The sequence below is a fragment of the Streptomyces sp. NPDC098789 genome (assembly GCF_044759975.1).
GTDB lineage: Bacteria > Actinomycetota > Actinomycetes > Streptomycetales > Streptomycetaceae > Streptomyces.
Genome location: NZ_JBIWAJ010000008.1, coordinates 75,037 through 98,920, shown reverse-complemented (window position 1 = coordinate 98,920; position 23,884 = coordinate 75,037). Strand labels below are relative to the sequence as shown.

The 23,884-nt window shown below is 71.1% G+C and carries 19 protein-coding genes; 4 read left to right on the top strand and 15 right to left on the bottom strand.

Translation table 11 applies throughout. From position 1 onward, the window contains the following. Positions 1–7: 7 nt before the first annotated feature. The 5 genes from mltG to ACIQWR_RS18445 all read right to left on the bottom strand — a co-directional run bounded on the left by mltG (position 8) and on the right by ACIQWR_RS18445 (position 5,907). Complete coding sequence (mltG, locus tag ACIQWR_RS18465) at positions 8–1,714, bottom strand: endolytic transglycosylase MltG (protein ID WP_404010346.1); 1,707 nt, start codon at positions 1,712–1,714, stop codon at positions 8–10. Between the two features lie 231 nt (positions 1,715–1,945). Continuing rightward, on the bottom strand, positions 1,946–2,416 hold the full coding sequence (gene ruvX / locus ACIQWR_RS18460; protein ID WP_354381477.1) for a Holliday junction resolvase RuvX: 471 nt from the start codon (positions 2,414–2,416) through the stop codon (positions 1,946–1,948). 2 nt (positions 2,417–2,418) lie between these two features. After that, positions 2,419–5,088, bottom strand: coding sequence for an alanine--tRNA ligase (alaS, locus tag ACIQWR_RS18455; protein WP_404010343.1), 2,670 nt, complete (start codon positions 5,086–5,088; stop codon positions 2,419–2,421). Continuing rightward, the gene (locus ACIQWR_RS18450) at positions 5,088–5,450 is read right to left on the bottom strand and encodes a DUF6167 family protein (protein ID WP_404010340.1); all 363 of its coding nucleotides are present in this window, start codon (positions 5,448–5,450) and stop codon (positions 5,088–5,090) included. Before ACIQWR_RS18450 ends, alaS begins: the two co-directional genes overlap by 1 nt. Before the next feature lie 7 nt (positions 5,451–5,457). Further along, on the bottom strand, positions 5,458–5,907 hold the full coding sequence (locus tag ACIQWR_RS18445; RefSeq protein ID WP_354381474.1) for a DUF948 domain-containing protein: 450 nt from the start codon (positions 5,905–5,907) through the stop codon (positions 5,458–5,460). A 136-nt stretch (positions 5,908–6,043) separates the two neighbouring features. On the opposite strand from ACIQWR_RS18445, the gene ACIQWR_RS18440 reads away from it, so the two are divergent. After that, positions 6,044–8,266, top strand: coding sequence for an ATP-binding protein (locus tag ACIQWR_RS18440; RefSeq protein ID WP_404010337.1), 2,223 nt, complete (start codon positions 6,044–6,046; stop codon positions 8,264–8,266). A 22-nt stretch (positions 8,267–8,288) separates the two neighbouring features. On the opposite strand, the gene rpsD is transcribed toward ACIQWR_RS18440, so the two are convergent. Continuing rightward, entirely contained in the window at positions 8,289–8,900 is a 612-nt protein-coding gene (gene rpsD, locus ACIQWR_RS18435) for a 30S ribosomal protein S4 (RefSeq protein ID WP_283451479.1), read from the bottom strand. A gap of 55 nt (positions 8,901–8,955) precedes the next feature. Here rpsD and ACIQWR_RS18430 point away from each other — a divergent pair, with 55 nt between their 5' ends. After that, entirely contained in the window at positions 8,956–9,876 is a 921-nt protein-coding gene (locus ACIQWR_RS18430; protein ID WP_404010334.1) for a DUF2470 domain-containing protein, read from the top strand. A 6-nt stretch (positions 9,877–9,882) separates the two neighbouring features. Here ACIQWR_RS18430 and ACIQWR_RS18425 read toward each other — a convergent pair whose 3' ends face one another. The 5 genes from ACIQWR_RS18425 to ACIQWR_RS18405 form a co-directional block, all read right to left on the bottom strand. Continuing rightward, positions 9,883–10,608 (bottom strand): HNH endonuclease family protein, encoded by a 726-nt coding sequence (locus ACIQWR_RS18425; RefSeq protein WP_404010331.1) that lies wholly within the window; start codon positions 10,606–10,608, stop codon positions 9,883–9,885. 55 nt (positions 10,609–10,663) lie between these two features. Continuing rightward, on the bottom strand, positions 10,664–12,013 hold the full coding sequence (locus ACIQWR_RS18420) for a replication-associated recombination protein A (protein ID WP_404010328.1): 1,350 nt from the start codon (positions 12,011–12,013) through the stop codon (positions 10,664–10,666). A 44-nt stretch (positions 12,014–12,057) separates the two neighbouring features. After that, positions 12,058–12,666 carry a vitamin K epoxide reductase family protein gene (locus tag ACIQWR_RS18415; protein WP_399262233.1) on the bottom strand — a complete coding sequence of 203 codons (609 nt, stop codon included), beginning with the start codon at positions 12,664–12,666 and terminating at the stop codon, positions 12,058–12,060. Positions 12,667–12,836: 170 nt separating this feature from the next. Then, complete coding sequence (hisS, locus tag ACIQWR_RS18410; RefSeq protein ID WP_404010324.1) at positions 12,837–14,099, bottom strand: histidine--tRNA ligase; 1,263 nt, start codon at positions 14,097–14,099, stop codon at positions 12,837–12,839. Between the two features lie 8 nt (positions 14,100–14,107). Further along, complete coding sequence (locus ACIQWR_RS18405) at positions 14,108–14,815, bottom strand: MBL fold metallo-hydrolase (protein WP_399262229.1); 708 nt, start codon at positions 14,813–14,815, stop codon at positions 14,108–14,110. A 138-nt stretch (positions 14,816–14,953) separates the two neighbouring features. On the opposite strand from ACIQWR_RS18405, the gene ACIQWR_RS18400 reads away from it, so the two are divergent. Together ACIQWR_RS18400 and ACIQWR_RS18395 are read left to right on the top strand one after the other, a co-directional pair. After that, positions 14,954–15,742, top strand: coding sequence for a peptidylprolyl isomerase (locus ACIQWR_RS18400; protein ID WP_404010321.1), 789 nt, complete (start codon positions 14,954–14,956; stop codon positions 15,740–15,742). 179 nt (positions 15,743–15,921) lie between these two features. Next, complete coding sequence (locus tag ACIQWR_RS18395; protein ID WP_404010318.1) at positions 15,922–17,151, top strand: DUF349 domain-containing protein; 1,230 nt, start codon at positions 15,922–15,924, stop codon at positions 17,149–17,151. A gap of 114 nt (positions 17,152–17,265) precedes the next feature. Here the strand turns inward: ACIQWR_RS18395 and ACIQWR_RS18390 are convergent, their stop codons facing one another. From ACIQWR_RS18390 to secD, 4 genes are all read right to left on the bottom strand, one after another. Beyond that, positions 17,266–19,719 carry a RelA/SpoT family protein gene (locus ACIQWR_RS18390; protein WP_404010315.1) on the bottom strand — a complete coding sequence of 818 codons (2,454 nt, stop codon included), beginning with the start codon at positions 19,717–19,719 and terminating at the stop codon, positions 17,266–17,268. 598 nt (positions 19,720–20,317) lie between these two features. After that, positions 20,318–20,860 (bottom strand): adenine phosphoribosyltransferase, encoded by a 543-nt coding sequence (locus ACIQWR_RS18385; RefSeq protein ID WP_404010849.1) that lies wholly within the window; start codon positions 20,858–20,860, stop codon positions 20,318–20,320. A 23-nt stretch (positions 20,861–20,883) separates the two neighbouring features. Next, the gene (secF, locus tag ACIQWR_RS18380) at positions 20,884–21,954 is read right to left on the bottom strand and encodes a protein translocase subunit SecF (protein ID WP_404010313.1); all 1,071 of its coding nucleotides are present in this window, start codon (positions 21,952–21,954) and stop codon (positions 20,884–20,886) included. Between the two features lie 3 nt (positions 21,955–21,957). Beyond that, the gene (gene secD, locus ACIQWR_RS18375; protein WP_404010310.1) at positions 21,958–23,766 is read right to left on the bottom strand and encodes a protein translocase subunit SecD; all 1,809 of its coding nucleotides are present in this window, start codon (positions 23,764–23,766) and stop codon (positions 21,958–21,960) included. Positions 23,767–23,884 lie beyond the last annotated feature (118 nt).

The window sequence follows — 23,884 nt, the reverse complement described above, 5'->3', positions numbered from 1 at the left end:
GTTCCCGCTACCCACCGCTCTGCTGTTGCTTCTTCTGTGCCTGTCGTGCGTTGAACTCCTCGACGAGCTTGTTGTGCTCGGCGAGGGTCTTGCTGAAGGTGGTCTTGTTCCCGTCGACCGAGACGAAGAACATCCACCCGTCCTTGTCCGGGCTCAGGACCGCGTTGAGCGCGTCGATGCCCGGGTTGCTGATGGCTCCGGGCGGCAGGCCCTTGACCTTGTAGGTGTTGTACGGGTCCTCGATGGAGCGCGTCTCCTCGCGGGAGACGTTGATGTTGCTCGTGCCCTTGATGTAGTTGATCGTCGAGTCGAACTCGAGGCGCTGCATGGTGACGTTGTTCGTCGGCTTGAGGCGGTTGTAGATGACGGCCGCCATCTTGCGGTAGTCCTCGTGCTTGTTGCCCTCGGCCTGCACCAGGCTCGCGACCGTGACCACTTCCAGCGGGGACTTGAGGCCCAGGTCCTTCGCCTTGCCCTCGATGCCGAGCGCCCCGTACTTCTCCGTGGCGTTCTTGACCATCTTCTTGAGCAGGTCCTGCGGGGTGATGCCCGTCGTGAGGTCGTAGCGCGCCGGGTAGAGGAACCCTTCCAGCGGATCCTTGATGTTCTGGCCGTCCTCGGCCCAGGCGGGCAGGCCGAGCGTCTTGACCTCGCGCTTGGCGAGCTCCGCGGTGGTGCCCTCCTGGAGCTTGAGCTTCTTGTCGATCGCACCGTAGACCTGCACGTTGCGCAGGCCCTCGGCGACGATGATCACGTTCAGCTTCGAGGGGTCGGACATGACCTCGACGACGGACTTCGCCGACATCTGCTTGCGCAGCGGGTAGAGACCCGGCTGGATCCCGCTGCCCTTGGGGTGCTCCTGGGCCGCGTTCACGAAGGCTTCGGCGCTGGCGACGACGCCCGCCTTCTCCAGGATGGCGCCCATCTGGCCCAGGGTCGCGCCCTTGGGGATCTCGACGTCGACCGAGGTGGTGCCCTCGCCGGTGTAGTCGTCGGCCATGCCGAGTTTCGCCTTGACGTACGAGAACCCGTAGTAGCCGACGCCGCCGACCGCGCCCACGATGACCAGGGCGGCGATCAGGCAGGCCGAGCCGGTGCGCTTGGTGCCCTTGCTCTTGCCGCCCTTGCCCTTGCCGCGGCCGCCGCGGCGTCCGCCGGACGGGGGTTCGTCCGCGTCGCCGCCGCCACCGGCCGGAAGGAGGGACTCCTCTTCCGGTTCGGCGACCTCGTCCTGCCACTCGGTGGAGGGCTCCGGGACGAGGTGGCGGCGGCCGGGGGGCTGCGGCGGCGGGTAGGCCGTGTCCGTGGCGTAGCCGTCCGGGGTCTCCCCCGGGTAGGCCACGGCCTGTTGGGCGTAGGGGTCCACGCCGTAGGGGACGGCCTGCTGGCCCTGGCCGGTGTCCCAGACCTGGTCCGGCTGGCCGTCGTACCCGGGCTGCTGCTGCGGGTGCAGTTGCTGCTGCGACTGCTGGGGCTGCTGCTGCATGGGGTACTGCTGCTGCTGGTGTTGCGGGTGCAGCTGCTGGGGCTGCTGCGGCTGCTGGAGGTGCTGCGGGTGTTCGGGCTGGTACTGCTGCGGCTGCCCCTGGTACTCCGCGGGGTACTGCTGCGGGTGCTGGGCGTACTGCGGCTGGGGCTGCTGCTGGTACTGCTGCGGCTGCCCCTGGTACTGCGGCTCCTGCGGATACTGCTGCTGGCCGACGGCGTAGGGCACCTGACCCTGTTGGGCCTGGTGTCCGGCCCACGCCGGGTCCCCGTAGAGGGGGTCCTCTGGGTGCCACGGTTCGGGGCCAGAGCCCCGTCCATACTCGGTCATCGGTCCCCTAGAGCCGCGAGACGGAGGCAGCGGCTGCTTGTGGGCCGCGGCACCCGGTTCCGCCTCAGAAGTGGTGGGCGACGGCTGTTCGAATGCCGTCACATCGCGCGGAACGTTACCGTATCGCGATCAGACAACCACTTCGACGCACTCACCGGGCGGATTACCTGATACCCGTTCGGTCTCCAGGGCGTTCTGGAGGATGACCACAGCGGCTGCCTGGTCGATCACCGAGCGCCCCTTCTTGGCGTTGCGCCCCGAGGCCCGCAGGCCCTGCGCCGCGGTGACCGTGGTCATCCGCTCGTCCACCAGCCGCACGGTCACGGGCTTGATGCCCTTGGCCAGCTCGGTGGCGAAGGCACGGCACTTGGCCGCGGCCGGCCCCTCCCGCCCGCTCAGCGAGCGGGGGAGGCCGACCACGACTTCAAGGGGTTCGTACTCCGCGACCAGCTGCCGCAGCCGCTTGTGGGCGGCCGGGATGTCACGTCCCGGCACGGTTTCGACCGGTGTGGCCAGCACCCCGTCGGGGTCGCAGGAGGCGACCCCGATCCGGGCGTCACCGACATCGATCGCGAGGCGTCGGCCGCGGCGCAGCGTCATCGTCAGGCCGTCTCTCCGACGAGGCGCTCGATGGCGCCGATGGCCTCGCCGATGGCGTCCGGGTTCTGGCCGCCGCCCTGGGCGACGTCCGGCTTGCCGCCGCCACCGCCACCGAGGGTCTTGGCGGCCGTGCGCACCAGGTCACCGGCCTTGAGACCGCGCTCGCGGGCGGCCTCGTTGGTGGCGATGACGGTGAGCGGGCGGCCGCCCGCGACGGTGAAGAGGGCCACGACGACCGGGCGGTCGCCTTGGATCCGGCCGCGCACGTCGAGGACCAGCTTGCGCAGGTCGTCGGCGCCGGTGCCGTCCGGCACCTGGCCGGTGACCACGGCGACGCCGCGGACGTCCTGGGCGCCGGCGGCCAGACCGGCGGCGGCCTGGAGCACCTTCTCGGCGCGGAACTTCTCGATCTCCTTCTCGGCGTCCTTCAGCTTGCCGAGCATGGAGGCGATCTTCTCCGGCAGCTCCTCGGGGCGGCCCTTGACCAGCTCCTGGAGCTGGGCGACGACCGTGTGCTCCTTGGCCAGGAAGTTGTAGGCGTCGGCGCCGACCAGGGCCTCGACGCGGCGCACGCCGGAGCCGATGGAGGACTCGCCGAGCAGCTTGACCAGGCCGAGCTGAGCGGTGTTGGCGACGTGGGTGCCGCCGCACAGCTCCTTGGAGAAGTCGCCGATGGTGACGACGCGCACGCGCTCGCCGTACTTCTCGCCGAACTCGGCGATGGCGCCCTGCTTCTTGGCCTCGTCGATGCTCATGACCTCGGCCGTGACGTCGAGCTCGCGCGACAGCACGTCGTTGATCTTCTGCTCGACGTCGGTGAGCACGCTGCCGGGGACGGCGTTGGGCGAACCGAAGTCGAAGCGGAAACGACCGGGCGAGTTCTCGGAGCCGGCCTGGGCGGCCGTCGGGCCGAGGGCGTCGCGCAGCGCCTGGTGGGTCAGGTGGGTGGCCGAGTGGGCGCGGGCGATGGCCCGACGGCGCTTGATGTCGATGACGGCGTAGGCGGAGGCGCCGACCGTCACCTCGCCGACCTGGACGACACCCTTGTGCACGTGCACGCCCGGTACGGGCTTCTGCACGTCGCGGATCTCGACGACGGCGCCGGAGTGCAGCTTGATCCGGCCCTGGTCGGCGAGCTGGCCACCGCCCTCGGCGTAGAACGGGCTGCGGTCCAGGACGATCTCGACCTCGTCGCCCTCGGAGGCGGCCGGCGAGGAGACGCCGTCGACGAGCAGGCCGACGATGGTGGACTCGCCCTCGGTGGAGCCGTAGCCGGTGAACTCGGTCTCGCCGGAGTTGTCGGCGACCTCGCGGTAGGCGGACAGGTCGGCGTGACCGGTCTTCTTGGCGCGGGCGTCGGCCTTGGCCTTGTCCCGCTGCTCCTGCATCAGGCGGCGGAAGCCCGGCTCGTCCACGGCGAGGCCCTGCTCGGAGGCCATCTCCAGGGTGAGGTCGATCGGGAAGCCCCAGGTGTCGTGGAGCAGGAACGCCTTGTCGCCGGCCAGGACCGAGCCGCCGGCGGCCTTGGTCTCGGTGATGGCGGTGTCGAGGATGTTCGTGCCGCCCTTGAGGGCCTTCAGGAAGGCGGCCTCTTCGGCGAGGGCGACGGCCTCGATCCGCTTGCGCTCGGTGGCCAGCTCCGGGTACTGGAGGCCCATGGTGTCGATGACGACGCCGATGAGGTCCAGGACGACCGGGCCGGTGGCGCCCATCAGGCGCATGTTGCGGATGGCGCGGCGCATGATGCGGCGCAGCACGTAGCCGCGGCCCTCGTTGCCGGGGGTGACCCCGTCGCCGATGAGCATGGCGGAGGTGCGGATGTGGTCGGCGACCACGCGCATCGAGACGTCGCTGTCCTTGGCCTGGCCGTAGCGGACGCCGGTCAGCTCGGTGGCCTTGTCCATGACCACGCGCAGGGTGTCGGTCTCGTACATGTTCTGTACGCCCTGCAGGATCATGGCGAGGCGTTCGAGACCGAGGCCGGTGTCGATGTTCTTCGACGGCAGGTCCCCGAGGATCGGGAAGTCTTCCTTGTTCTCGCCGGCGCCGCGCTCGAACTGCATGAAGACCAGGTTCCAGATCTCCACGTACCGCTCGTCGTTGACGGCCGGGCCGCCCTCGACGCCGAACTCGGGGCCGCGGTCGTAGTTGATCTCGGAACACGGGCCGCAGGGACCGGGGACGCCCATGGACCAGAAGTTGTCCTTCTTGCCCAGGCGCTGGATGCGCTCGGCGGGGACGCCGATCTTCTCGCGCCAGATCTGCTCGGCCTCGTCGTCGTCGAGGTAGACCGTGATCCAGAGCTTCTCGGGCTCCAGGCCGTAGCCACCGTCCGCCACGGAGCTGGTGAGCAGCTCCCAGGCGTACTGGATGGCGCCTTCCTTGAAGTAGTCGCCGAAGGAGAAGTTGCCGCACATCTGGAAGAACGTGCCGTGGCGGGTGGTCTTGCCGACCTCTTCGATGTCCGGCGTGCGCACGCACTTCTGGACGCTGGTCAGCGTCTGCGCGGGCGGCTTGACCTCACCCAGGAAGTACGGCTTGAACGGGACCATTCCCGCGTTGACCAGCAGCAGAGTCGGGTCGTCCGCGATGAGCGACGCCGAAGGGACAACGGCGTGACCGCGCTCCTCGAAGAAGCTCAGCCAGCGGCGGCGGATTTCAGCCGACTCCATCAGTGGTCCTCATTCCGGTTGTACGAAAACTTCGGTGGGTTGTTCCGGGGGTGCTTGCCGGGGCCCTTTTCGGCCCCGATGGCCCGCAGTCGCCGCGGCCCGGGAAGGGCGGTGACGTTGTCGGGCCGGTCCGGGTCCTGGTGCAGACCCAGTGCGTCGTTCAGCTCGTCCTCGCGCTGCGTCATTCCCGCTTTGACGTCGAGGGCGAAGCCCTTGAGCCGGTGGCCCGCTTCGAGCGCCTTGTCGGCGGCCTGCGCGGCGAGGCTCTCCGGCGTCAGCTGCTTGAGCTTGCGGTTGACCTTGGTGGTGGCCCACACGCCGGCGGCTGCGCCTGCGGTGAACCAGAAGGTACGGCGGAACATCGCGGTCTCAGTCCTTCTGCTTCCGGCGCCGGGCCGCCGGTACGGTCCGCCCGACGATCACGGTACGCCTGGGTGTCCGCGCGGGCGCGCCGTTCGGGGCCGCTGCCGCCGCCTCCTTGCGCCCGAGCGCCTTGCGCACTCCGTAGCCGAAGGCCGCGACCTTGACCAGCGGGCCGCCGAAGGCGGAGGCCACGGTGCTGGAGAGCGCGGAGGCGTTGGAGGTGACTTCCTGGACGTCGCTGGCGATGGCGTCGACCCGGTCGAGCTGGGTGCGCGCGGAGCGTACGGTCATGGAGGCGTCCGCCAGCAGCGGGACGGCCTGCTCGGTCACCTCGGCCACCAGCTTGGTGGTCGCCCTGAGCGTCTGGGCCAGTCGCGCCAGCGCGAGCGCGAGGAACGAGACCAGGATCGCCCAGAAGACGGCCACGAGGATCCCGGCCACCTCACCACCGGACACTTTGCACCGCTCTCTGCGTGTTGAAGACTCGTCCCCCGACCCTATCGCGCCGGAGATCCGCGGCCCTACCGGAATTCGGAGGTCGGACCCGATCGCCTTGTACGGAGCGCATCCGGACCAGTACCCTCCGTGTCCCATGCGAGCACCCGACGACTCCCCCGGCGCCACAGCGCCCCACGGCAATCTTCCCTCGGAGCTGAACGGCTTCGTCGGCCGGGGCCCGGAACTGGGCGAATTGGCGCGGCTGCTGGAGTCCGCGCGCCTGGTGACGGTCACCGGCGCGGGGGGCGTGGGCAAGTCCCGGCTGGTGCTCGCCGCCGCCCGCCGGGCGCAGGAACGCTACTGCGACGGCGTCTGGCTGGTCGAGCTGTCGGCCCTGCGCGATCCCGCGCTGCTGGAACTGACGTTCGCCGAGGCCCTCGCGCTGACCGACCACACGACCCGCCCGCCCCGCACCGTGCTGGCGGAGCACCTGGCGCCGCGCCGGCTGCTGCTCGTCCTGGACGGCTTCGAGCAGCTGGTCGACGAGTGCGCGGAGCTGGTCCACGAGCTGCTGCGCCGCTCCCCCGGCCTGCGCGTGCTGGCGGCCGGGCGGCGGCCGCTCGCGCTGGACGGCGAGCGGAGCTTCCCGCTGGCCCCGCTGGACGCCGACGACGCACTGGCGCTGCTGGCCGACCGGGCGGTCGCCGCCGATCCCGGCTTCGCGGTCACCGGCGAGAACCGGGCCGCGCTCGGCGAGCTCTGCGCCCGGCTCGACGGGCTCCCGCTCGCCCTGGAGCTGGCGGCGGGGCGGCTGCGCACGCTCTCCCCGGCCCAGGTGGTGGTCCGGCTGGAGGATCGGTTCGCCCTGCTGACGGGCGGGGGGCGCGGGGCGCTCCCGCGGCACCGGGCGCTGCGGACCGCGATCGGGTGGAGCCACGAGCTGTGCACGGCCGAGGAGCGGCTGCTGTGGGCGCGGCTGTCGGTCTTCGCGGGCCAGTTCGACCTGGACGCCGCCGAGTACGTGTGCGCGGGCCCGGACCTGCCGGTCGAGGGCGTGCTGGACCTGGTCGGGGAGTTGCTCGCGCAGTCCCTGCTGGTGCGCGAGCGGACCCCGGCGGGCGTCCGCTACCGGATGCTGGAGACCGTACGGATGTACGGGGCGGGCTGGCTGGAGTCGCTCGGCGACGCCGGGCGGCTGCGCCGGCGCCACCGCGACTGGTACATGGGCCTGGCGACCTGGTGCGAGCTGGACTGGTTCAGTCCGCGCCAGCACGAGGTGGCGGCCCTGGTGGAGACCGAGCTGCCCAACCTGCGGCTGGCGCTGGAGTGCTGCCTGGAGGAGCCGGACGAACTGCACCTGGGCCAGTACCTGGCGGGGACCCTGTGGTTCTACTGGGCGGGCTGCGGCCGGCTCACCGAAGGGCGGCTCTGGCTGGACCGCTCGCTGGAGCAGGCCGAACGCCCGGGGACCGAGCGCCCGGGCTCCGAGCAGGAACCGGCCCGGCTGAAGGCCCTGTGGGTGCTCGGTTACGTGGCGGCCCTCCAGGGGGACGCCGTGGCCTCGATGAGCGCCCTGCACGAGTGCCTCGACGCGGCCCGGACCGGCGGGAACCCGGTGGCCACGGCCTACGCGGTGCACCGACTGGGCTGCCTGGCGCTGCTCTCGGACGACATGGTGCGGGCCGGGGAGCTGCTGGGGGCGGCGCTCGGGCACTACCGGGAGGCCGGGGAGCTGAACAGCAACGTCCTGATGTGCCAGGTGGAGCTGGCGATGGCCACGGCCTTCCAGGGGGACCTGCCGGGCGCGCTGGCCCTGTGCGAGGAGGCCCGGGAGATCTGCGAGGAGCGCGGGGAGCGCTGGGCGAAGGCGTACGCGCTGTACGTCCTCGCCTACGCGGCCCTGGACGCGGGCGGCGCGGCCGAGGCGCGGCGGCTGCTGAACGAGTGCGTCACGATCAACCACGCCTTCCACGACCTGCTGGGCCTGGTGCTGGCGCTGGAACTGCTGGCCCTGGTGGCGGTGACCGAGGGCGAGCCGGCGGAGGCCGCGGTGCTCCAGGGCGCGGCGGAGCCGCTGTGGGGCTCGGTGGGGCTGCGGCTCTTCGGCTCGGGCTACTTCAACGCGCCGCGCCTGATGTGCCAGGAGCGGGCGGGCGAGCTGCTGGGCGCCGAGCGGTACGCGGCCGGGGCCCGGCACGGGCGCGCCCTGAGCCTGGACGCGGTGGTGGAGCGGGCCCTGCGGGGGCCGGAGCCGCTGGCGGGGCAGGGCCCCGCGGGACACGAGGGCGGCGTACCGCGACCGCGCGGAACGGCGGAAAGCCCGCCCCCTCCCCCGAAGGGGAGCGGACGGGCTTCCGTCGAGACGAACAGCCTGTGAGGACCGCGCTCGCTGAGAAAAATCAGCGGGCGTAGTACTCGACGACGAGCTGCTCGTCGCAGATGACCGGGATTTCCTTGCGGTTCGGGTCACGGTCGAGGCGGAAGGCCAGGGCCTTCAGGTTGATCTGCAGGTAGCGGGGGGCCTCACCCTCGCCGGCGTAGCCACCCTCACGAGCAACCTGGAAGGGGTGCTTGTCGCGGCTGCGCTCGCGGACCGTGATGACGTCGTCCGGGCGGACACGGAACGACGGCTTGTCGACCTTGCCACCGTTGACCTCGATGTGGCCGTGAACGACCATCTGGCGCGCCTGGTAGATGGTGCGGGCGATGCCCGAACGCAGAACCAGGGCGTCGAGGCGACGCTCGAGCTCGACGACAAGCGCCTCGCCCGTCTTGCCTTCGGCCTTCTTCGCGCGGTCGTACGCGCGGGCCATCTGGCGCTCGGAGATGTCGTACTGGGCGCGCAGACGCTGCTTCTCGAGCAGACGCACCTTGTAGTCCGAGTTCTGCTTGCGGCCACGGCCGTGCTCGCCCGGCGGGTAGGGGCGGGCCTCAAAGTACTTGACGGCCTTCGGGGTCAGCGCAATGCCGAGGGCACGCGACTTCTTGACCTTGGGTCGCTTCTGGTTCACGTGGAACCTACCTCCATGTAAGTTAGGTGAGGCTTACCTTAGCGAGGAGGACGTAATGTCTCGACCACATGGGATCCCTCTGCCCAGTGCGCGTCGAAGTTCAGATCCAGACGAAACAGGATCTGCTTTCGACGACGATTGGCAGAGTCAACCGCGTCCCAGGGAAGGCGCTCGACAGCTCACCGGAGCCGAGCGCGTACGAACCCTCGTAGAGTCCAACGCCTCAGTATCCCTCACTCTGCCGGGTGCTCACGACACGCACGAGCCCGACGGGTTCGGGACGGGAATGCCGGTCGCTCGGACCGTCACCCCGGACGGGGACGTGATTCTCCTTGTGTCAGGGGAATCCGCGGCTGCCAGGGCAGCCGCTCACGCCCAGGACGACGACCTCACGGCCGTGATCGAGATCACGGATGTGGCGCCGGTGTCCGTGCCCCATCGTATCCGAGGCCGCGCGTGGCTGGCGGGCTGGCTCACTCCGGTGCGCGGGGACGACCGCGCCACCTGCGCCGCACTGCTCGCCGAGCGCCATCCGGTGGGCGAACTGCTGGGCATGGGCGAGGCCCTCGACCCCGATCCCGCCCCCGGCCGCTACGGGCGCCCCGCCTGGATGCTGCTGCGGCTGGAGGTCGGCGAGATCACCGTCGAGGACCTGTGGGGCTCGGGCCACGTGGACCCGGACGCGCTGGCCGCCGCCGAGCCGGACCCGATGGTGGCCCACGAGACCGAGCTGCTCCAGCACTTGTACGCCGACCACGGCGACCGGGTCCGCGAGCTGTGCGGCCTGCTGGGCCCGCGCGCCGGCGCCGGCCTGGACGCGGTCCCGCTCGCCCTGGACCGGCTCGGCCTGCGGGTCCGCTTCACCGGCGCCGCGGGCGGCCCCTTCGACGCGCGCTTCGACTTCCCGACACCGGTCCACGACATCGGCGGGCTGCGCCGGGCGATGCACACGCTCTTCGCCGCCGCCGGTCACTGACGCCCGTCACCGGCCCGCCGGGCACGTGTCCAACAGCTCCTGGAGCGCGAGCTTCTCGGGGGCGGTGACGGACAGCCGGTACTTGTGCTTGATGCCGGTGTAGCGGCGCGCGTACTCGCACCAGTACTCCCGCCGCGGCGGGCGCCACTTGTCCGCGGTCTTGCTGCTCTTGTCGTAGTTCGTCTGCTTGTCCACGGCGAGCAGCACGTCGAGGTCGTTGGCGTACTCCAGCCGGCGCTGCGGGGTCCAGGCGTACGCGCCCGCGCGCCAGGCGGCGCCGAGGGCCACGACGTGGTCGGTCTGGATCTGCGAGGCGCGCCGGTAGTAATAGGGGAGGGACGCGCCCGTGTAGGGGTCGTGCAGCACCCCGGACAGCACCACGCACGGGTTGCGGTCGCCCTCGCGCAGCTCGCTCAGATCGCGGCGCAGGACGTCGTCACGGGTGTCGCAGCCGTTGCGGCCGCCGACGGCGTCGGTCTCGTCGGACCAGTACTTGCCGAAGTTCTCCCGCTTGTACGTCTCCCAGTTCTTGCCCCACTCGACGGTCAGGCCGGCCAGCTGGGACCTGGCCGCGGCCGCGGCGGGCGGGAACCCGGCGCTGGCCAGCGGCGCCCGCGCGAGCAGCGCCGCCGCACTGGCCCGGGCCGCCGCTTCCCGCCCCTCGTGGTGGCACCCGCCGACCAGCAGCGCCGCCACCACGGCGAGGACGGCTCCCGCAGAACGCTGACCCATGGGACGACCCTAGGACCGGGCCCGGCCGCGCGCAGCGCGGAACCCGCCCGGCGGGTCAGTTCCCCCGCAGCCGCTCCCGCACCTTCTCCACCACGTCCGCGTACCGCGCCTCGGCCCCGTAGCGCGTCGGCTCGTAGTACCTCTTGCCGTGGATCTCGTCCGGCGCGTACTGCTGCGCCGCGATCGCGCCCGGCACGTCGTGCGGGTACACGTACCCCACCGCGTGCCCCAGCTTCGCCGCCCCCTTGTAGTGGCCGTCCCGCAGGTGCGCGGGGACCGGCCCCGTCAGCCCCGCCCGCACGTCGGCCAGGGCGGCCCCGATCGCGGTGGTGGCGGTGTTCGACTTGGGCGCCAGCGCCAGCGCGATCGTCGCGTGGCTCAGGGTCAGCGCGGCCTCCGGGAAGCCGATCATCGCCACCGCCTGGGCCGCCGCGACGGCGGTCGGCAGGGCGGTCGGGTCCGCGAGGCCGATGTCCTCGCTCGCCGAGATCATCAGGCGGCGGGCGATGAAGCGGGGGTCCTCCCCCGCCTCGATCATCCGGGCCAGGTAGTGCAGGGCGGCGTCCACGTCGGAGCCGCGGATCGACTTGATCAGGGCGCTGGCCACGTCGTAGTGCTGGTCGCCGTCCCGGTCGTACTTGACGGCCGCCCGGTCGACGGCCTCCTCCACGGTCTGGAGGGTGATCTCGGCCTCGCCCTTGGCGATGGCCGATCCGGCCCCCGCCTCCAGCGCGGTCAGCGCGCGCCGCGCGTCACCGCCCGCGATCCGCAGCAGGTGCGCCTCGGCGTCGGCCGGCAGGGTGACCGCCCCGCCGAGTCCGCGCTCCTCGGTGAGCGCCCGTGCCATCAGCGCGCTGAGGTCCTCGTCGGTGAGCGGTTCGAGGGTGAGCAGCAGGGAGCGCGAGAGCAGCGGCGAGATGATCGAGAAGTACGGGTTCTCGGTGGTCGCGGCGATCAGGGTGACCCAGCGGTTCTCGACGGCCGGGAGGAGGGAGTCCTGCTGGGCCTTGCTGAAGCGGTGGATCTCGTCGAGGAAGAGGACGGTCTCCTTGCCGTACCCCCCGGCGGCCCGCCGGGCGCCCTCGATGACCGCGCGGACCTCCTTGACCCCGGCGGTGATCGCGGAGAGCTCCACGAACCGCTTCTGGGTGGCCTGGCTGACGACGTACGCCAAGGTGGTCTTCCCGATGCCGGGCGGACCCCACAGGATCACCGAGGAGGCGCCGGCCGGACCGCCGGCCCCGTCGCCCACCAGGCGGCGCAGCGGTGAGCCGGGCTTGAGCAGGTGCTGCTGGCCGACCACCTCGTCCAGGGTGCGCGGGCGCATCCGGACGGCGAGCGGAGAACTCGACGGGTCCTTCTCCTGGCGGTCCTCGGCTGCTGCGGTGAAGAGGTCTGGTTCCACCCCGAAAGCCTATGCGAGCCCACCGACAGTGCGGCCCCCCGCGCTCACGAGGTCCAGAAGTCCCACCAGCGCGTCAGGACCAGCATGCCGATGATCCCGACGTGCAGTACGGGCGGCACCCACGCGAACTCGCCGAAGAAGCCCCGCAGCCAGCCCGGCGCCGGCAGCAGGCCCTCCCGGACGTTGTGCGCGGTGACGTACCAGAAGAGGAAGATCGTCGCGACCCAGGCCAGGGAGCACCACAGGCACAGCGAGTTGATGTTGTACAGCGACTGGTACATCAGCCAGGCGCAGAAGCCGACGCCGAAGAGGGCACCGGCATTGAGGGTCAGCCAGTACCAGGGGCGGAAGCGGGCCCCGGCCAGCAGGCTCATGCCGACGCAGACGACGATCCCGTAGGCGACCAGGCCGAGCATCGGGTTCGGGAAGCCGAAGGCGGACGCCTGGTCGCTCTTCATGATGTTGCCGCAGGAGACGACCGGGTTCAGGCTGCAGCCCGGGGTGAAGTTCGGGTCCTCCAGCAGCTTGAACTTGTCGATGGTGATCACCCAGGCGGCGAGCAGGCCCGCGGCTCCCGTGATCACCAGCAGCCAGGCGAGCGCCCGACTGCCGCCGACGGTCCGCGGAACGTCACTACCGGTGGTGGTCGTCATACGGCCGCTCTCCCACATCCGTGCAAGCAAGGTCGACAAGCAGGGGCCATTGTGCCGTACCGGGCACGCGGTCCACCGTTCGGTGCGCATAAGTACGCCTGCCGGCAGGGCCGGTGGCGGCCGGGAGGAGCCACCACCGGCCGCCACCGACCGCCACCGACGGGCCGGGTTCAGGCCAGCTTCGCGCGCACCGCTTCGACGACCTCGGCCAGGGCGACCGGGGTCTGCTCCCCGGACTCCATGTCCTTGAGCTGGACGACGCCCTCGGCGAGGTCCCGGTCGCCCGCGACCACGGTGAACCGGGCCCCGGAGCGGTTGGCGTCCTTCATCGCGCCCTTGAGGCCCTTGCCCCCGAAGGAGAAGTCCGCGGCGATCCCGGCCCGGCGCAGCTGGGTGACGGTGGCGAAGAGGGCGCGCCGCGCCTCCTCGCCGAGCGCGACCGCGAAGACCGACGTGGTCGCGGGGATGTCCAGCTCGATGCCCTCCGCCTCCAGCGCCAGCACCGTACGGTCCACGCCGAGGGCCCAGCCCACGGACGGCAGCGCGGGGCCGCCGATCATCTCGGAGAGGCCGTCGTAGCGGCCGCCGCCGCCCACCGCGGACTGGGAGCCCAGACCGTCGTGGACGAACTCGAAGGTGGTCCGCGTGTAGTAGTCGAGCCCGCGCACCAGCTTCTCGTCGTCCTCGAAGACCACTCCGGCCGCCGTCACCAGCGCCCGCACCTCCTCGTGGTACGCCTTGCACGCGTCGCACAGGTAGTCGCGCAGCACCGGCGCCCCGACGAGCTGGGCCTGTACGTCGGCCCGCTTGTCGTCGAGGACGCGCAGCGGGTTGATCTCGGCCCGGCGGACGGTCTCGGCGTCCAGGTCCAGCCCGCGCAGGAAGGACTGGAGCGCCTCCCGGTAGACGGGACGGCACTCCTTGTCGCCCAGCGAGTTCAGCAGGATCCGGAAGTCGCGCAGCCCCAGCGAGCGGTACGCCTGGTCGGCGAGGATGATCAGCTCGGCGTCCAGCGCCGGGTCCTCGGCACCGATCGCCTCGGCGCCGACCTGCGAGAAGTGGCGGTAGCGGCCCTTCTGCGCGCGCTCGTAGCGGTAGTACGAGCCGGAGTACCAGAGCTTGACGGGCAGGCCGCCGAGCTTGTGCAGGTTGCCCTGGAGCGCCGCGCGCAGCACGGAGGCGGTGCCCTCGGGGCGCAGGGCGAGCTCGTCGCCGCCCTTCGTCGTGAGGGTGTACATCTCCTTGCTGACGATGTCGGTGGACTCGCCGACGCCGCGCGAGAAGAGCTCGACGTTCTCGAAGCCGGGGGTCTCGACGTACCCGTAGCCCGAGTTCTTCAGCGGCGCGGCGATCGCCTCGCGCACCGCCAGGAAGCTGGCGGAGCGGGGGGGCAGCAGGTCGTACGTGCCCTTGGGGGCCTGAAAAGTACTCACGAAACTCGTCACATTCCTCGTCGTGGAGCGGGGCCCGCTCCGTGGCCGGCGGCGACTTCCCTCAGGTAGGGGTTGGTCGCGCGCTCACGGCCGATGCTGGTCTGGGGACCGTGGCCGGACAGCACCACGGTCGAGTCGTCGAGCGGGAGGCACACGCGGGCCAGCGATGCGAGCATCTCGGCGTGGGAGCCGCCGGGCAGGTCCGTGCGCCCGATGGAGCCGGCGAAGAGCAGGTCGCCCGAGAAGAACACCGACGGGATGTCGGCCGCTTCGGGGACCTGGAAGGTCACCGACCCCTTCGTATGCCCCGGCGCGTGCGCGACGGTGAACTCCAGACCGGCCAGGGCCAGCCGGGCTCCGTCGGTCAACTCGCGGACCTCGTCCGGCTCGCCGACGGTCAGCTCGCCCATGAGCGGCATCCCGATGGAGCGGCCGAGGGCCTTCTCCGGGTCGCTCATCATGTAGCGGTCGCTCGGGTGGATCCAGGCGGGGACGTCGTGCGCTCCGCACACCGGGACCACCGAGGCCACGTGGTCGATGTGACCGTGGGTGAGGACGACCGCGACGGGCTTGAGCCGATGCTTCTTCAGCGTCTCCTCGACACCCTGGGCGGCCTGGTGGCCCGGGTCGATGATGACGCACTCCTCACCCGCGGCGGGGGCGACCACATAGCAGTTGGTCCCCCAGGCCCCGGCCGGGAACCCGGCAATCAGCACGGTCGTCCTCATTCGTCAGGTGGGGTAGGTGCAGATCAGAGCCTACCGGCGACGCTCATCACACAGCGAACCCATATACGGTACGGCCTCAACGGTTCCTACAGCCCACAGGCCCACTGCAACGAGGAGACAGACCCGGTGGTCACGAGCGATCAGCGGCGGCGCCAGCTCGCCAGGGAGAAGTTCGAGCGTCAGCAGGAGCGCAGGGCCGCGGCCCGGCAGAAGACCCGCAGACGCACCGCGGTGATCGGCGCGGCCGCGGCCGTGGTGATCGCGGTGCTGGTCGGTCTGACCGTGGGAGGCGTGTTCGACGGGAAGAAGGACACGAAGGACTCCGCGGCGGACCCGGCGGCCTCGCCCTCCGCGACGCCCAGCCCGAAGACGTCCCCGTCGCCGGCCATGGCGATCGACGCCAAGGCGAAGTACGCCTTCTCCCTCAAGACCAACGAGGGCGAGATCAAGATCGACATGGACGCGGCGAAGACCCCGCAGACCGTGAACTCGTTCAAGTCGCTCGCGGACAAGGGCTTCTTCGACAACACCAAGTGCCACCGGCTGACCACCGAGGGGATCTTCGTCCTCCAGTGCGGCGACCCCGAGGGCACCGGCATGGGCGGCCCCGGCTACAAGATCGCGGACGAGAACCTCGACGCGCTCGGCAAGCCGGGCGCGGACGGCAAGGTCGTCTACCCGACCGGCACGGTCGCGATGGCCAACACCGGCCAGCCCGGCTCCGGCGGCAGCCAGTTCTTCCTGGTCTACAAGGACAGCCCGCTGCCCCCCAGCTACACCCCCTTCGGGACGATGGACGCCGCCGGTCTGAAGATCGTCCAGGACGTGGCCAAGGAGGGCGTCGCCGACGGCGACAAGGCTCCCGCGCCGAAGAAGCCGGTGACCATCGAGAAGGCCGCCGTCACCAAGAACTAGTGCGGGACTAGCCTGAACGGACCGTCGCGACCGGCGAGATTGCGTCGTGCTGGATGCGGACAGCCGGGGCGACGGTCGCCTATGTTGGCGTTGTGCGGGGCGGGCGCTGCCCGCCCTAGGAAACTGTGGACGATGCCAGGGGGCCAACACCCCCGCAGGCATCATGTGGAGGAGGCGCTGTGAGCAGCGACCCGTGGGGCCGCGTCGACGAGACGGGCACCGTGTACGTGCGTACTGCCGATGGCGAACAGGTCGTCGGCTCCTGGCAGGCGGGCACCCCTGAGGAGGCCCTGGCCTACTTCGAGCGCAAGTACGAGGGCCTGGTGGTCGAGATCGGCCTGCTCGAGCGGCGGGTGCGGACCACCGATCTGTCCTCCAAGGACGCGACGACGGCGATCGACCACCTGCGCACCCAGATCGACGAGCACCACGCGGTCGGCGACCTCGCCGCACTGCGGGTGCGCCTCGACAAGCTGGTCGCGACCGTGGACTCGCGTCGCGAGGAGCGCAAGGTCCAGAAGGCGAAGCAGACCGACGAGGCCCGCCTCGCCAAGGACAAGCTCGTCGCCGAGGCCGAGGAACTGGCGCAGAGCGACCAGTGGCGCAGTGCCGGGGAGCGGCTGCGGGCGCTCGTGGACACCTGGAAGGCGCTGCCGCGCCTCGACCGCAAGTCGGACGACGAGCTGTGGCACCGCTTCTCGCACGCCCGCTCCGCCTTCTCCAAGCGTCGCAAGGCGCACTTCGCGTCCCTGGACGCGCAGCGCGAGGACGCGCGCAAGGCCAAGGAGAAGCTGGTCGCCGAGGCCGAGGCGCTGTCGAAGTCGACGGACTGGGGTACGACGGCCGCCCGCTACCGCGAGCTGATGGCGGACTGGAAGGCCGTCGGGCGGGCGCAGCGCGAGTCCGAGGACGACCTGTGGAACCGTTTCCGCGGGGCGCAGGACGTCTTCTTCGCGGCGCGCGGCGAGGTCTTCGCCGAGCGCGACGCCGAGCAGGACGAGAACCTGAAGCTCAAGGAGGAGCTGGCCGACGAGGCCGAGAAGCTCCTGCCGATCACGGACCTGAAGGCGGCGCGGGCCTCCTTCCGTACCCTGAACGAGCGCTGGGAGGCCATCGGCCACGTACCGCGTGACGCGCGGCCCAAGGTCGAGGGCCGGATGCACACGGTCGAGCGCGCCCTGCAGGAGACCGAGGAGAACGAGTGGCGCCGGACGAACCCGGAGGCGCGTGCGCGCGCCGCGGGTCTGACCGGTCAGCTCCAGTCGGCCGTGGACAAGCTGCGCGGCCAGGTCGACGCGGCGCGCGCCGCGGGCAACAACGCGAAGGCCGACAAGCTGGCGCGTGAGCTGGAAGGCCGTCAGGCACTGCTGGACCAGGCGCTCAAGGGCCTGGAGGAGTTCGGCGGCTGAAATCCCCGGCCCTCGGATACGACACCGGGGCCCGGCGGTGGGAGCACTTCCCACCACCGGGCCCCGGTGTCGTATCCGAGGGCGTACGGGCCCGCGTGCGGCCCGCCGTCCGTCCTACGGCCTGCGCGCCGAGGTCACGCGGTAGACGTCGTAGACCCCCTCCACACCGCGCACGGCCTTCAGGACGTGGCCCAGGTGCTTCGGGTCCCCCATCTCGAAGGTGAAGCGCGAGGTGGCGACGCGGTCGCGGGAGGTCTGGACGGCCGCCGACAGGATGTTGACGTGCTGGTCCGAGAGGACCCGGGTGACGTCCGACAGCAGTCGGGACCGGTCCAGCGCCTCGACCTGGATGGCGACCAGGAAGACGGACGACTGGGTCGGGGCCCATTCGACCGCGAGGATCCGCTCGGGCTGCTGCGAGAGCGAGTCGACGTTGACGCAGTCGGCCCGGTGAACCGATACGCCGCTGCCGCGCGTGACGAACCCGATGATCGGGTCGCCGGGCACCGGCGTGCAGCAGCGGGCGAGCTTCACCCAGACGTCGTCGACGCCCTTGACCACCACGCCGGGGTCGGCGTTGTTGCGGCGCTTGCCGCGGGTGCGCGAGGGCGGGACGCTCTCCTCGATGTCCTCGTTGGCCGCGTCCTCGCCGCCGAGGGCCTGGACCAGCTTCTGCACGACGCCCTGCGCGGCCACGTGGCCCTCGCCGATCGCCGCGTAGAGCGAGGAGATGTCGGGGTAGCGCATCTCGTGGGCGAGGGTGACGAGCGAGTCGCCGGTGAGGATCCGCTGGATCGGCAGGTTCTGCTTGCGCATGGCCCGCGCGATGGCGTCCTTGCCCTGCTCGATGGCCTCGTCGCGGCGCTCCTTGGAGAACCAGGCGCGGATCTTGTTGCGGGCGCGCGGGGACTTGACGAAGCCCAGCCAGTCGCGGGACGGGCCCGCGCCCTCGGCCTTGGAGGTGAAGACCTCGATCAGGTCGCCGTTGTCGAGGGTGGATTCGAGCGGGACCAGCCGCCCGTTGACCCGTGCCCCTATGGTCCGGTGGCCGACCTCGGTGTGGACGGCGTAGGCGAAGTCCACCGAGGTGGCGCCCGCGGGCAGGGCGATGACGTCGCCCTTGGGCGTGAAGACGAAGACCTCGTTGCGCGAGAGGTCGAAGCGCAGCGAGTCGAGGAACTCGCCCGGGTCCTCGGTCTCCTTCTGCCAGTCGAGCAACTGCCGCAGCCAGGCCATGTCGTTGACGGTGTCCTGGCCCGCGGTGCCCTTGGCGGCCTGCGGGACGTCGGTGCGGACCTTGGAGGCGCCGGCGACCGTCTGCTGCTTGTACTTCCAGTGCGCGGCGATGCCGTACTCGGCGCGGCGGTGCATGTCGAAGGTGCGGATCTGCAGCTCGACGGGCTTGCCGCTGGGGCCGATGACCGTCGTGTGCAGCGACTGGTACATGTTGAACTTGGGCATCGCGATGTAGTCCTTGAACCGGCCGGGGACCGGGTTCCATCGCGCGTGCACGGTGCCGAGGGCGGCGTAGCAGTCCCGGACGGTGTCGACCAGCACCCGGATGCCGACCAGGTCGTAGATCTCCGCGAAGTCGCGCCCGCGGACGATCATCTTCTGGTAGACGCTGTAGTAGTGCTTGGGCCGGCCGGTGACGGTGGCCTTGATGCGGGCGGCGCGCAGGTCGCTCTGCACCTCGTCGGTGACGATGGTGAGGTACTCGTCCCGCTTGGGCGCGCGCTCGGCGACGAGGCGGACGATCTCGTCGTACATCTTGGGGTAGAGGATCGCGAAGGCGAGGTCCTCCAGCTCCCACTTGATGGTGTTCATGCCCAGGCGGTGGGCCAGCGGAGCGTAGATCTCCAGCGTCTCGCGGGCCTTCTTCTCCTGCTTCTCCCGCTTGAGGTACCGCATGGTGCGCATGTTGTGCAGGCGGTCGGCGAGCTTGATGACCAGGACGCGGGGGTCCTTGGCCATGGCCACGACCATCTTGCGGACGGTCTCGGCCTGGGCCGCTTCGCCGAACTTGACCCGGTCGAGCTTGGTGACGCCGTCCACGAGGAGCGCGACGGCGTCGCCGAAGTCGCGTCTGAGCTGTTCCAGGCCGTACTCGGTGTCCTCCACGGTGTCGTGGAGGAGACCCGCCATCAGGGTGGCGGGGTCCATGCCCAGCTCGGCGAGGATCGTCGTCACCGCGAGCGGGTGGGTGATGTACGGGTCGCCGCTCTTGCGCTTCTGACCGCGGTGCCAGCGCTCGGCGACCTGGTACGCCTGCTCGATCTGGCGCAGCGTCGCCGTCTCGATCTTCGGGTCGTTGCTGCGGACTATGCGCAGCAGGGGTTCCAGGACCGGGTTGTACGGGTTGGAACGCTGCACGCCCAGCCGGGCGAGACGGGCGCGCACCCGGTTGGAGGACCCGGCGGACTTCGCGGGCGCGGGGCGCGCCGGGGCGGGTGCGGGGGCCGGTGCGGGGGCCGGTGCCGGCGGGGGCGTGACGGCTGCCGCGGGCTGCGCGGGCTCGCCCTGCGGGTCGGGCTGCGCGGCGGAGAGTGGCTGGACCTCGTCTGGCAAGAGCGCTCCTCATGCGGATCCGGGGCCCGGTCAGGTCCGGATAACCCATGGTAGCGAGGCTTGCGCCCCCTCGTCCGCCCCGCCCACCCTCCGGACCCCGCAGTCCCCGCCCGTGGGCGGGGTGCGGCCCGGGCCGCACCGGCGGCCGAGGTGAGGCCCGGCGGCCCGGCGGCCCGGGTGGGACCGCCCTGGGTGCCGGGTGCGGCCCCGGATCGCCTCCGGCGGCCGAGGTGCGGCCCGGCGGCCCGGGTGGGGACCGCCCTAGGCGCCGGGTGCGGCCCCGGATCGCCTCCGGCGGCGCCTCAAACGCCGGCGAGGCTGAACTACCCACCCCAAGGCCCGCCACATCAAGCCCCGCCGGCGATTGAGGCGCCGCCGGAGGCACCCGCGGGCACACGCACCGCACCGCACCCCACCGCCGAGCAACGCGCGGGCCCACGCACCGCACCGCACCCCACCGCCGAGCAACGCGCGGGCACACGCACCGCACCGCCGAGCGACGGCGCCCGCCAAGCCCCCGCAGGGGGGCGCGACCGACAACGCCGGAGCGGCGGGCCCCCGCAAGGGGACCCGCCGCTCCGGCACGCGCAGCGCGACGTCAGACGACGATCAGCGCATCCAGCGGCGCCCCGCCGAGGACCGGCTCCAACCGGGCCCGGCCCGGCAGGAACGACAGTTCCATCAGCACCGCGACCCCGGCCACCTCGGCCCCGGCCCGCCGGATCAGCTCCAGCGAGGCCTCGGCCGTACCACCGGTGGCCAGCACGTCGTCGATGACCATGACCCGGTCACCCGGAGCCAGGTCCTCCGCGTGGACCTCGATCTCCGCGGTGCCGTACTCCAGCTCGTACGACTGGGCCAGGGTCGCCCCCGGCAGCTTGCCCGCCTTGCGGACCGGCACGAAGCCGATCCCCGACCGGACCGCGGCCGGGGCCGCCAGGATGAACCCGCGCGCCTCCAGCCCGACGATCTTCGTCGCGCCACGGGCTTCGCACAGCCCCGCCAGCACGTCCGTCAGCGCGGAGAACGCCGCCGGGTCCGCCAGCAGCGGGGTGATGTCCTTGAACAGCACACCCGGCTTCGGGTAGTCCGGTACGTCCTTGATGCGGCTGAGCAGCAGCTCGCGCACCCCTTCGGGCAGCTCCACGGGCACGCCGACCGCGCTCACCGGCGCCGTCCCGAAGCCCGACCGCCACGGCCCTGGGCCACGACACCGCTGTCGTCGCCCGTCTCCTCGGAGGCGTCGTCCGGCGACTCCCCCTTGGCCTCGGCGGCGGCCCGCTTGGCGAGCACCCGCTTCTTGAGCGCCTTCATCGCCGGCTCGCGCTCCTTGAGGTCGACGACCAGCGGGGTCGCGATGAAGATCGAGGAGTACGCACCGGCGGCGAGGCCGACGAACAGCGACAGCGAGATGTCGTTGAGCATGCCCGCGCCGAGGAAGCCGCCGCCGATGAACAGCAGCGCCCCGACCGGGAGCAGCGCCACGACGGTGGTGTTGATCGAACGGACCAGGGTGCCGTTGATGCTGCGGTTGGCGACCTCGCTGAAGGTCCAGCGGGTCTGCTTGGTGATGTCCTTCGACCCCTCCTTGAGACCGTCGAAGACGACGACGGTGTCGTAGAGGGAGTAACCGAGGATGGTCAGCAGACCGATCACGGTGCCCGGGGTGACCTCGAAGCCGACGAGCGCGTACACGCCGACGGTGATGGTGAGGTCGTGGATCAGGGCGATGAGCGCGGCGACGGCCATCCGCCACTCGAAGGCGATCGCGAGGTAGATCACCACGAGGATCATGAAGACGCCGAGGCCGGTCCAGGCCTTGTTGGCGATCTGCTCGCCCCAACTCGCGCCGACCTGGTCCGAGTTGATGTCGGCGGCGTTGACCTTGAGGTCGGTGGCGAGCTGCTTCTTCACCTCGGCGGCGGCGGACGGGTCCAGGTCCGAGATCTGGATGCGCAGGCCGCCGGTGCCCAGCTTCTGCACGATCGCCTCGTGACCGGAGACCTTCGCGGCGGATTCGGTGGCCTTGGCGATCGAGGCGGTCGTCTTCGGGGTGGTGAAGACGGCACCGCCCTTGAACTCGATGCCCATGTTGAGGCCCTGTACGGCCAGGGCCACGATCGCCGTGATGGTGATCAGGATGGAAACGCCGTACCAGAGAAAGCGCTTGCCGACGAAGTCGTATCCGACCTCACCGCGGTACAGCTTGGCGCCGAGATCTCCCAGCTTCGACATCTCTCACGCCTCCTTTGCGTCGACGGGGGCGGAGACAGCGGCAGCGGCGTCCGTACCGGCACCGGTGCGCCGGGAGCGGCGCAGCGGGGGCTTGGCACCGAGTCGCTTCGGGTCCAGCCCGGACCACGGGTGACCGCTGGAGAAGAACTTCGTGCGGGCCAGCAGGGTCATGACCGGCTTGGTGAAGAGGAACACCACGACCACGTCGAGCAGGGTGGTCAGACCCAGGGTGAAGGCGAAGCCCTGCACCTTGCCGACGGTGACGATGAAGAGCACCGCGGCGGCCAGGAAGGACACGAAGTCGGAGACCAGGATGGTGCGACGGGCGCGCGGCCAGGCCCGCTCGACGGCCGGACGCAGCGTGCGGCCCTCGCGGATCTCGTCGCGGATGCGTTCGAAGTAGACGATGAACGAGTCCGCGGTGATGCCGATGGCGACGATCGCGCCGCAGACGGCGGGCAGGTTCAGTGCGAACCCGATGGCCTTCCCGAGCAGCGACATGATCTCGTAGGTGAGGATGCCGGACACCACGAGGCTGATGATCGCGATGAACGCGAGGCCGCGGTAGTAGGCCAACAGGTAGATCACGACGAGGGCGAGGCCGATGGCGCCGGCGATGAGACCGGCCTTCAGCTGCTCGCCACCGAGCGCGGCGGTGACGGTGGTGACGTTGTCCTCTTGGAAGGACAGCGGCAGGGCGCCGTACGAGAGCATGTTGCCCAGGTCCTGCGCGGTCTGCTGGGTGAAGCCACCGGAGATCTCGGCGCTGCCGCCGGTCAGGGCCTGGCTGACGTACGGGTCCGAGACGACGTTGTTGTCGAGGACGATCGCGAACTGGTTCTGCGGCGACTGCTTGGTCGCCAGCTCGCCGGTGATCTTGGCGAACTTGTCGGAACCCTTGTCGGTGAACTGCATGGTGACGATCCACTGACCGCGCTGGGTGTCGATGACACCCTTCGCGTCCTTGACGTCCTTGCCGTCGACACCGGCCGGGCCGAGCAGCCACTTGCCCCAGGTGCCGCCGCGCTGGCCGCAGGCGAGCGTCGCGTCACCGGGCTTGACGCCCTGGCCGATGGCCGCGCGCTGCTTCTCGTCGGTGCAGTCGAGGGCGATGAACTTCGCCTGCAGGTCGGCGACGGCCGCGTCGGCGCCCGAGGGCGTCGGGGTGGGGGCCTTGGCGTCGTCTGCCTTCTTCGACTCGCTCGCGGAGGGCGAGGGAGAGGGGCTGCCGGTGGCCATCAGGGCCTCGGGTACGGCGCGGCCCTGGGAAGTGGCGCTGGACGACGGGCTGGGCGACTGGTTCTTGTCGCCATCGGCCTTCGGGGCACCGGAGGTGCTCGCCGAGGGGGACGGGCTGCCGGAGGCGCCCGTGGACGGAGTGGGCTGGGGGGCGATCGGCTTGCCGTCCGCGAAGGCGAGGACGGGGCGGAAGTACAGCTGCGCCGTCGTACCGACCTGGTCGCGCGCCTGCTTCTCGTTCGCACCCTTGGGGATGTTCACGATGATGTGGTCGCGGCCCTGGGTCTGGACCTCGGCCTCCGAGACGCCGAGACCGTTGACGCGGCGCTCGATGATGCCGACCGCCGTGTTCATGTTGGTCTCGTTGATCGCGTCCGGCTTGCCGGGCTCGCTCTTGGCCTTGAGCGTGATGCTCGTGCCGCCCGCGAGGTCGATGCCAAGCCGGGGAGTCGTCTGATGGGTCAGGAACATCCCCGCGGTGAGCGCCACCATCGCGATCAGGATGAGGGCCAGGGCGCGCCCCGGCCTCCCCTGAGCCCCCGTGGGCCGCCGGCCCTTCTTCGGTGCTGCCACCTTGTCGTATCTCCCTGTCCAACCGCCCCGCGCCGGGTCAGCGCGCAAACGGCCACGAAATGTGTGTGGGGACCCCTGCCCCCCGCAGAATCGGGTCACTGAAGGGGACCGCCGCGGC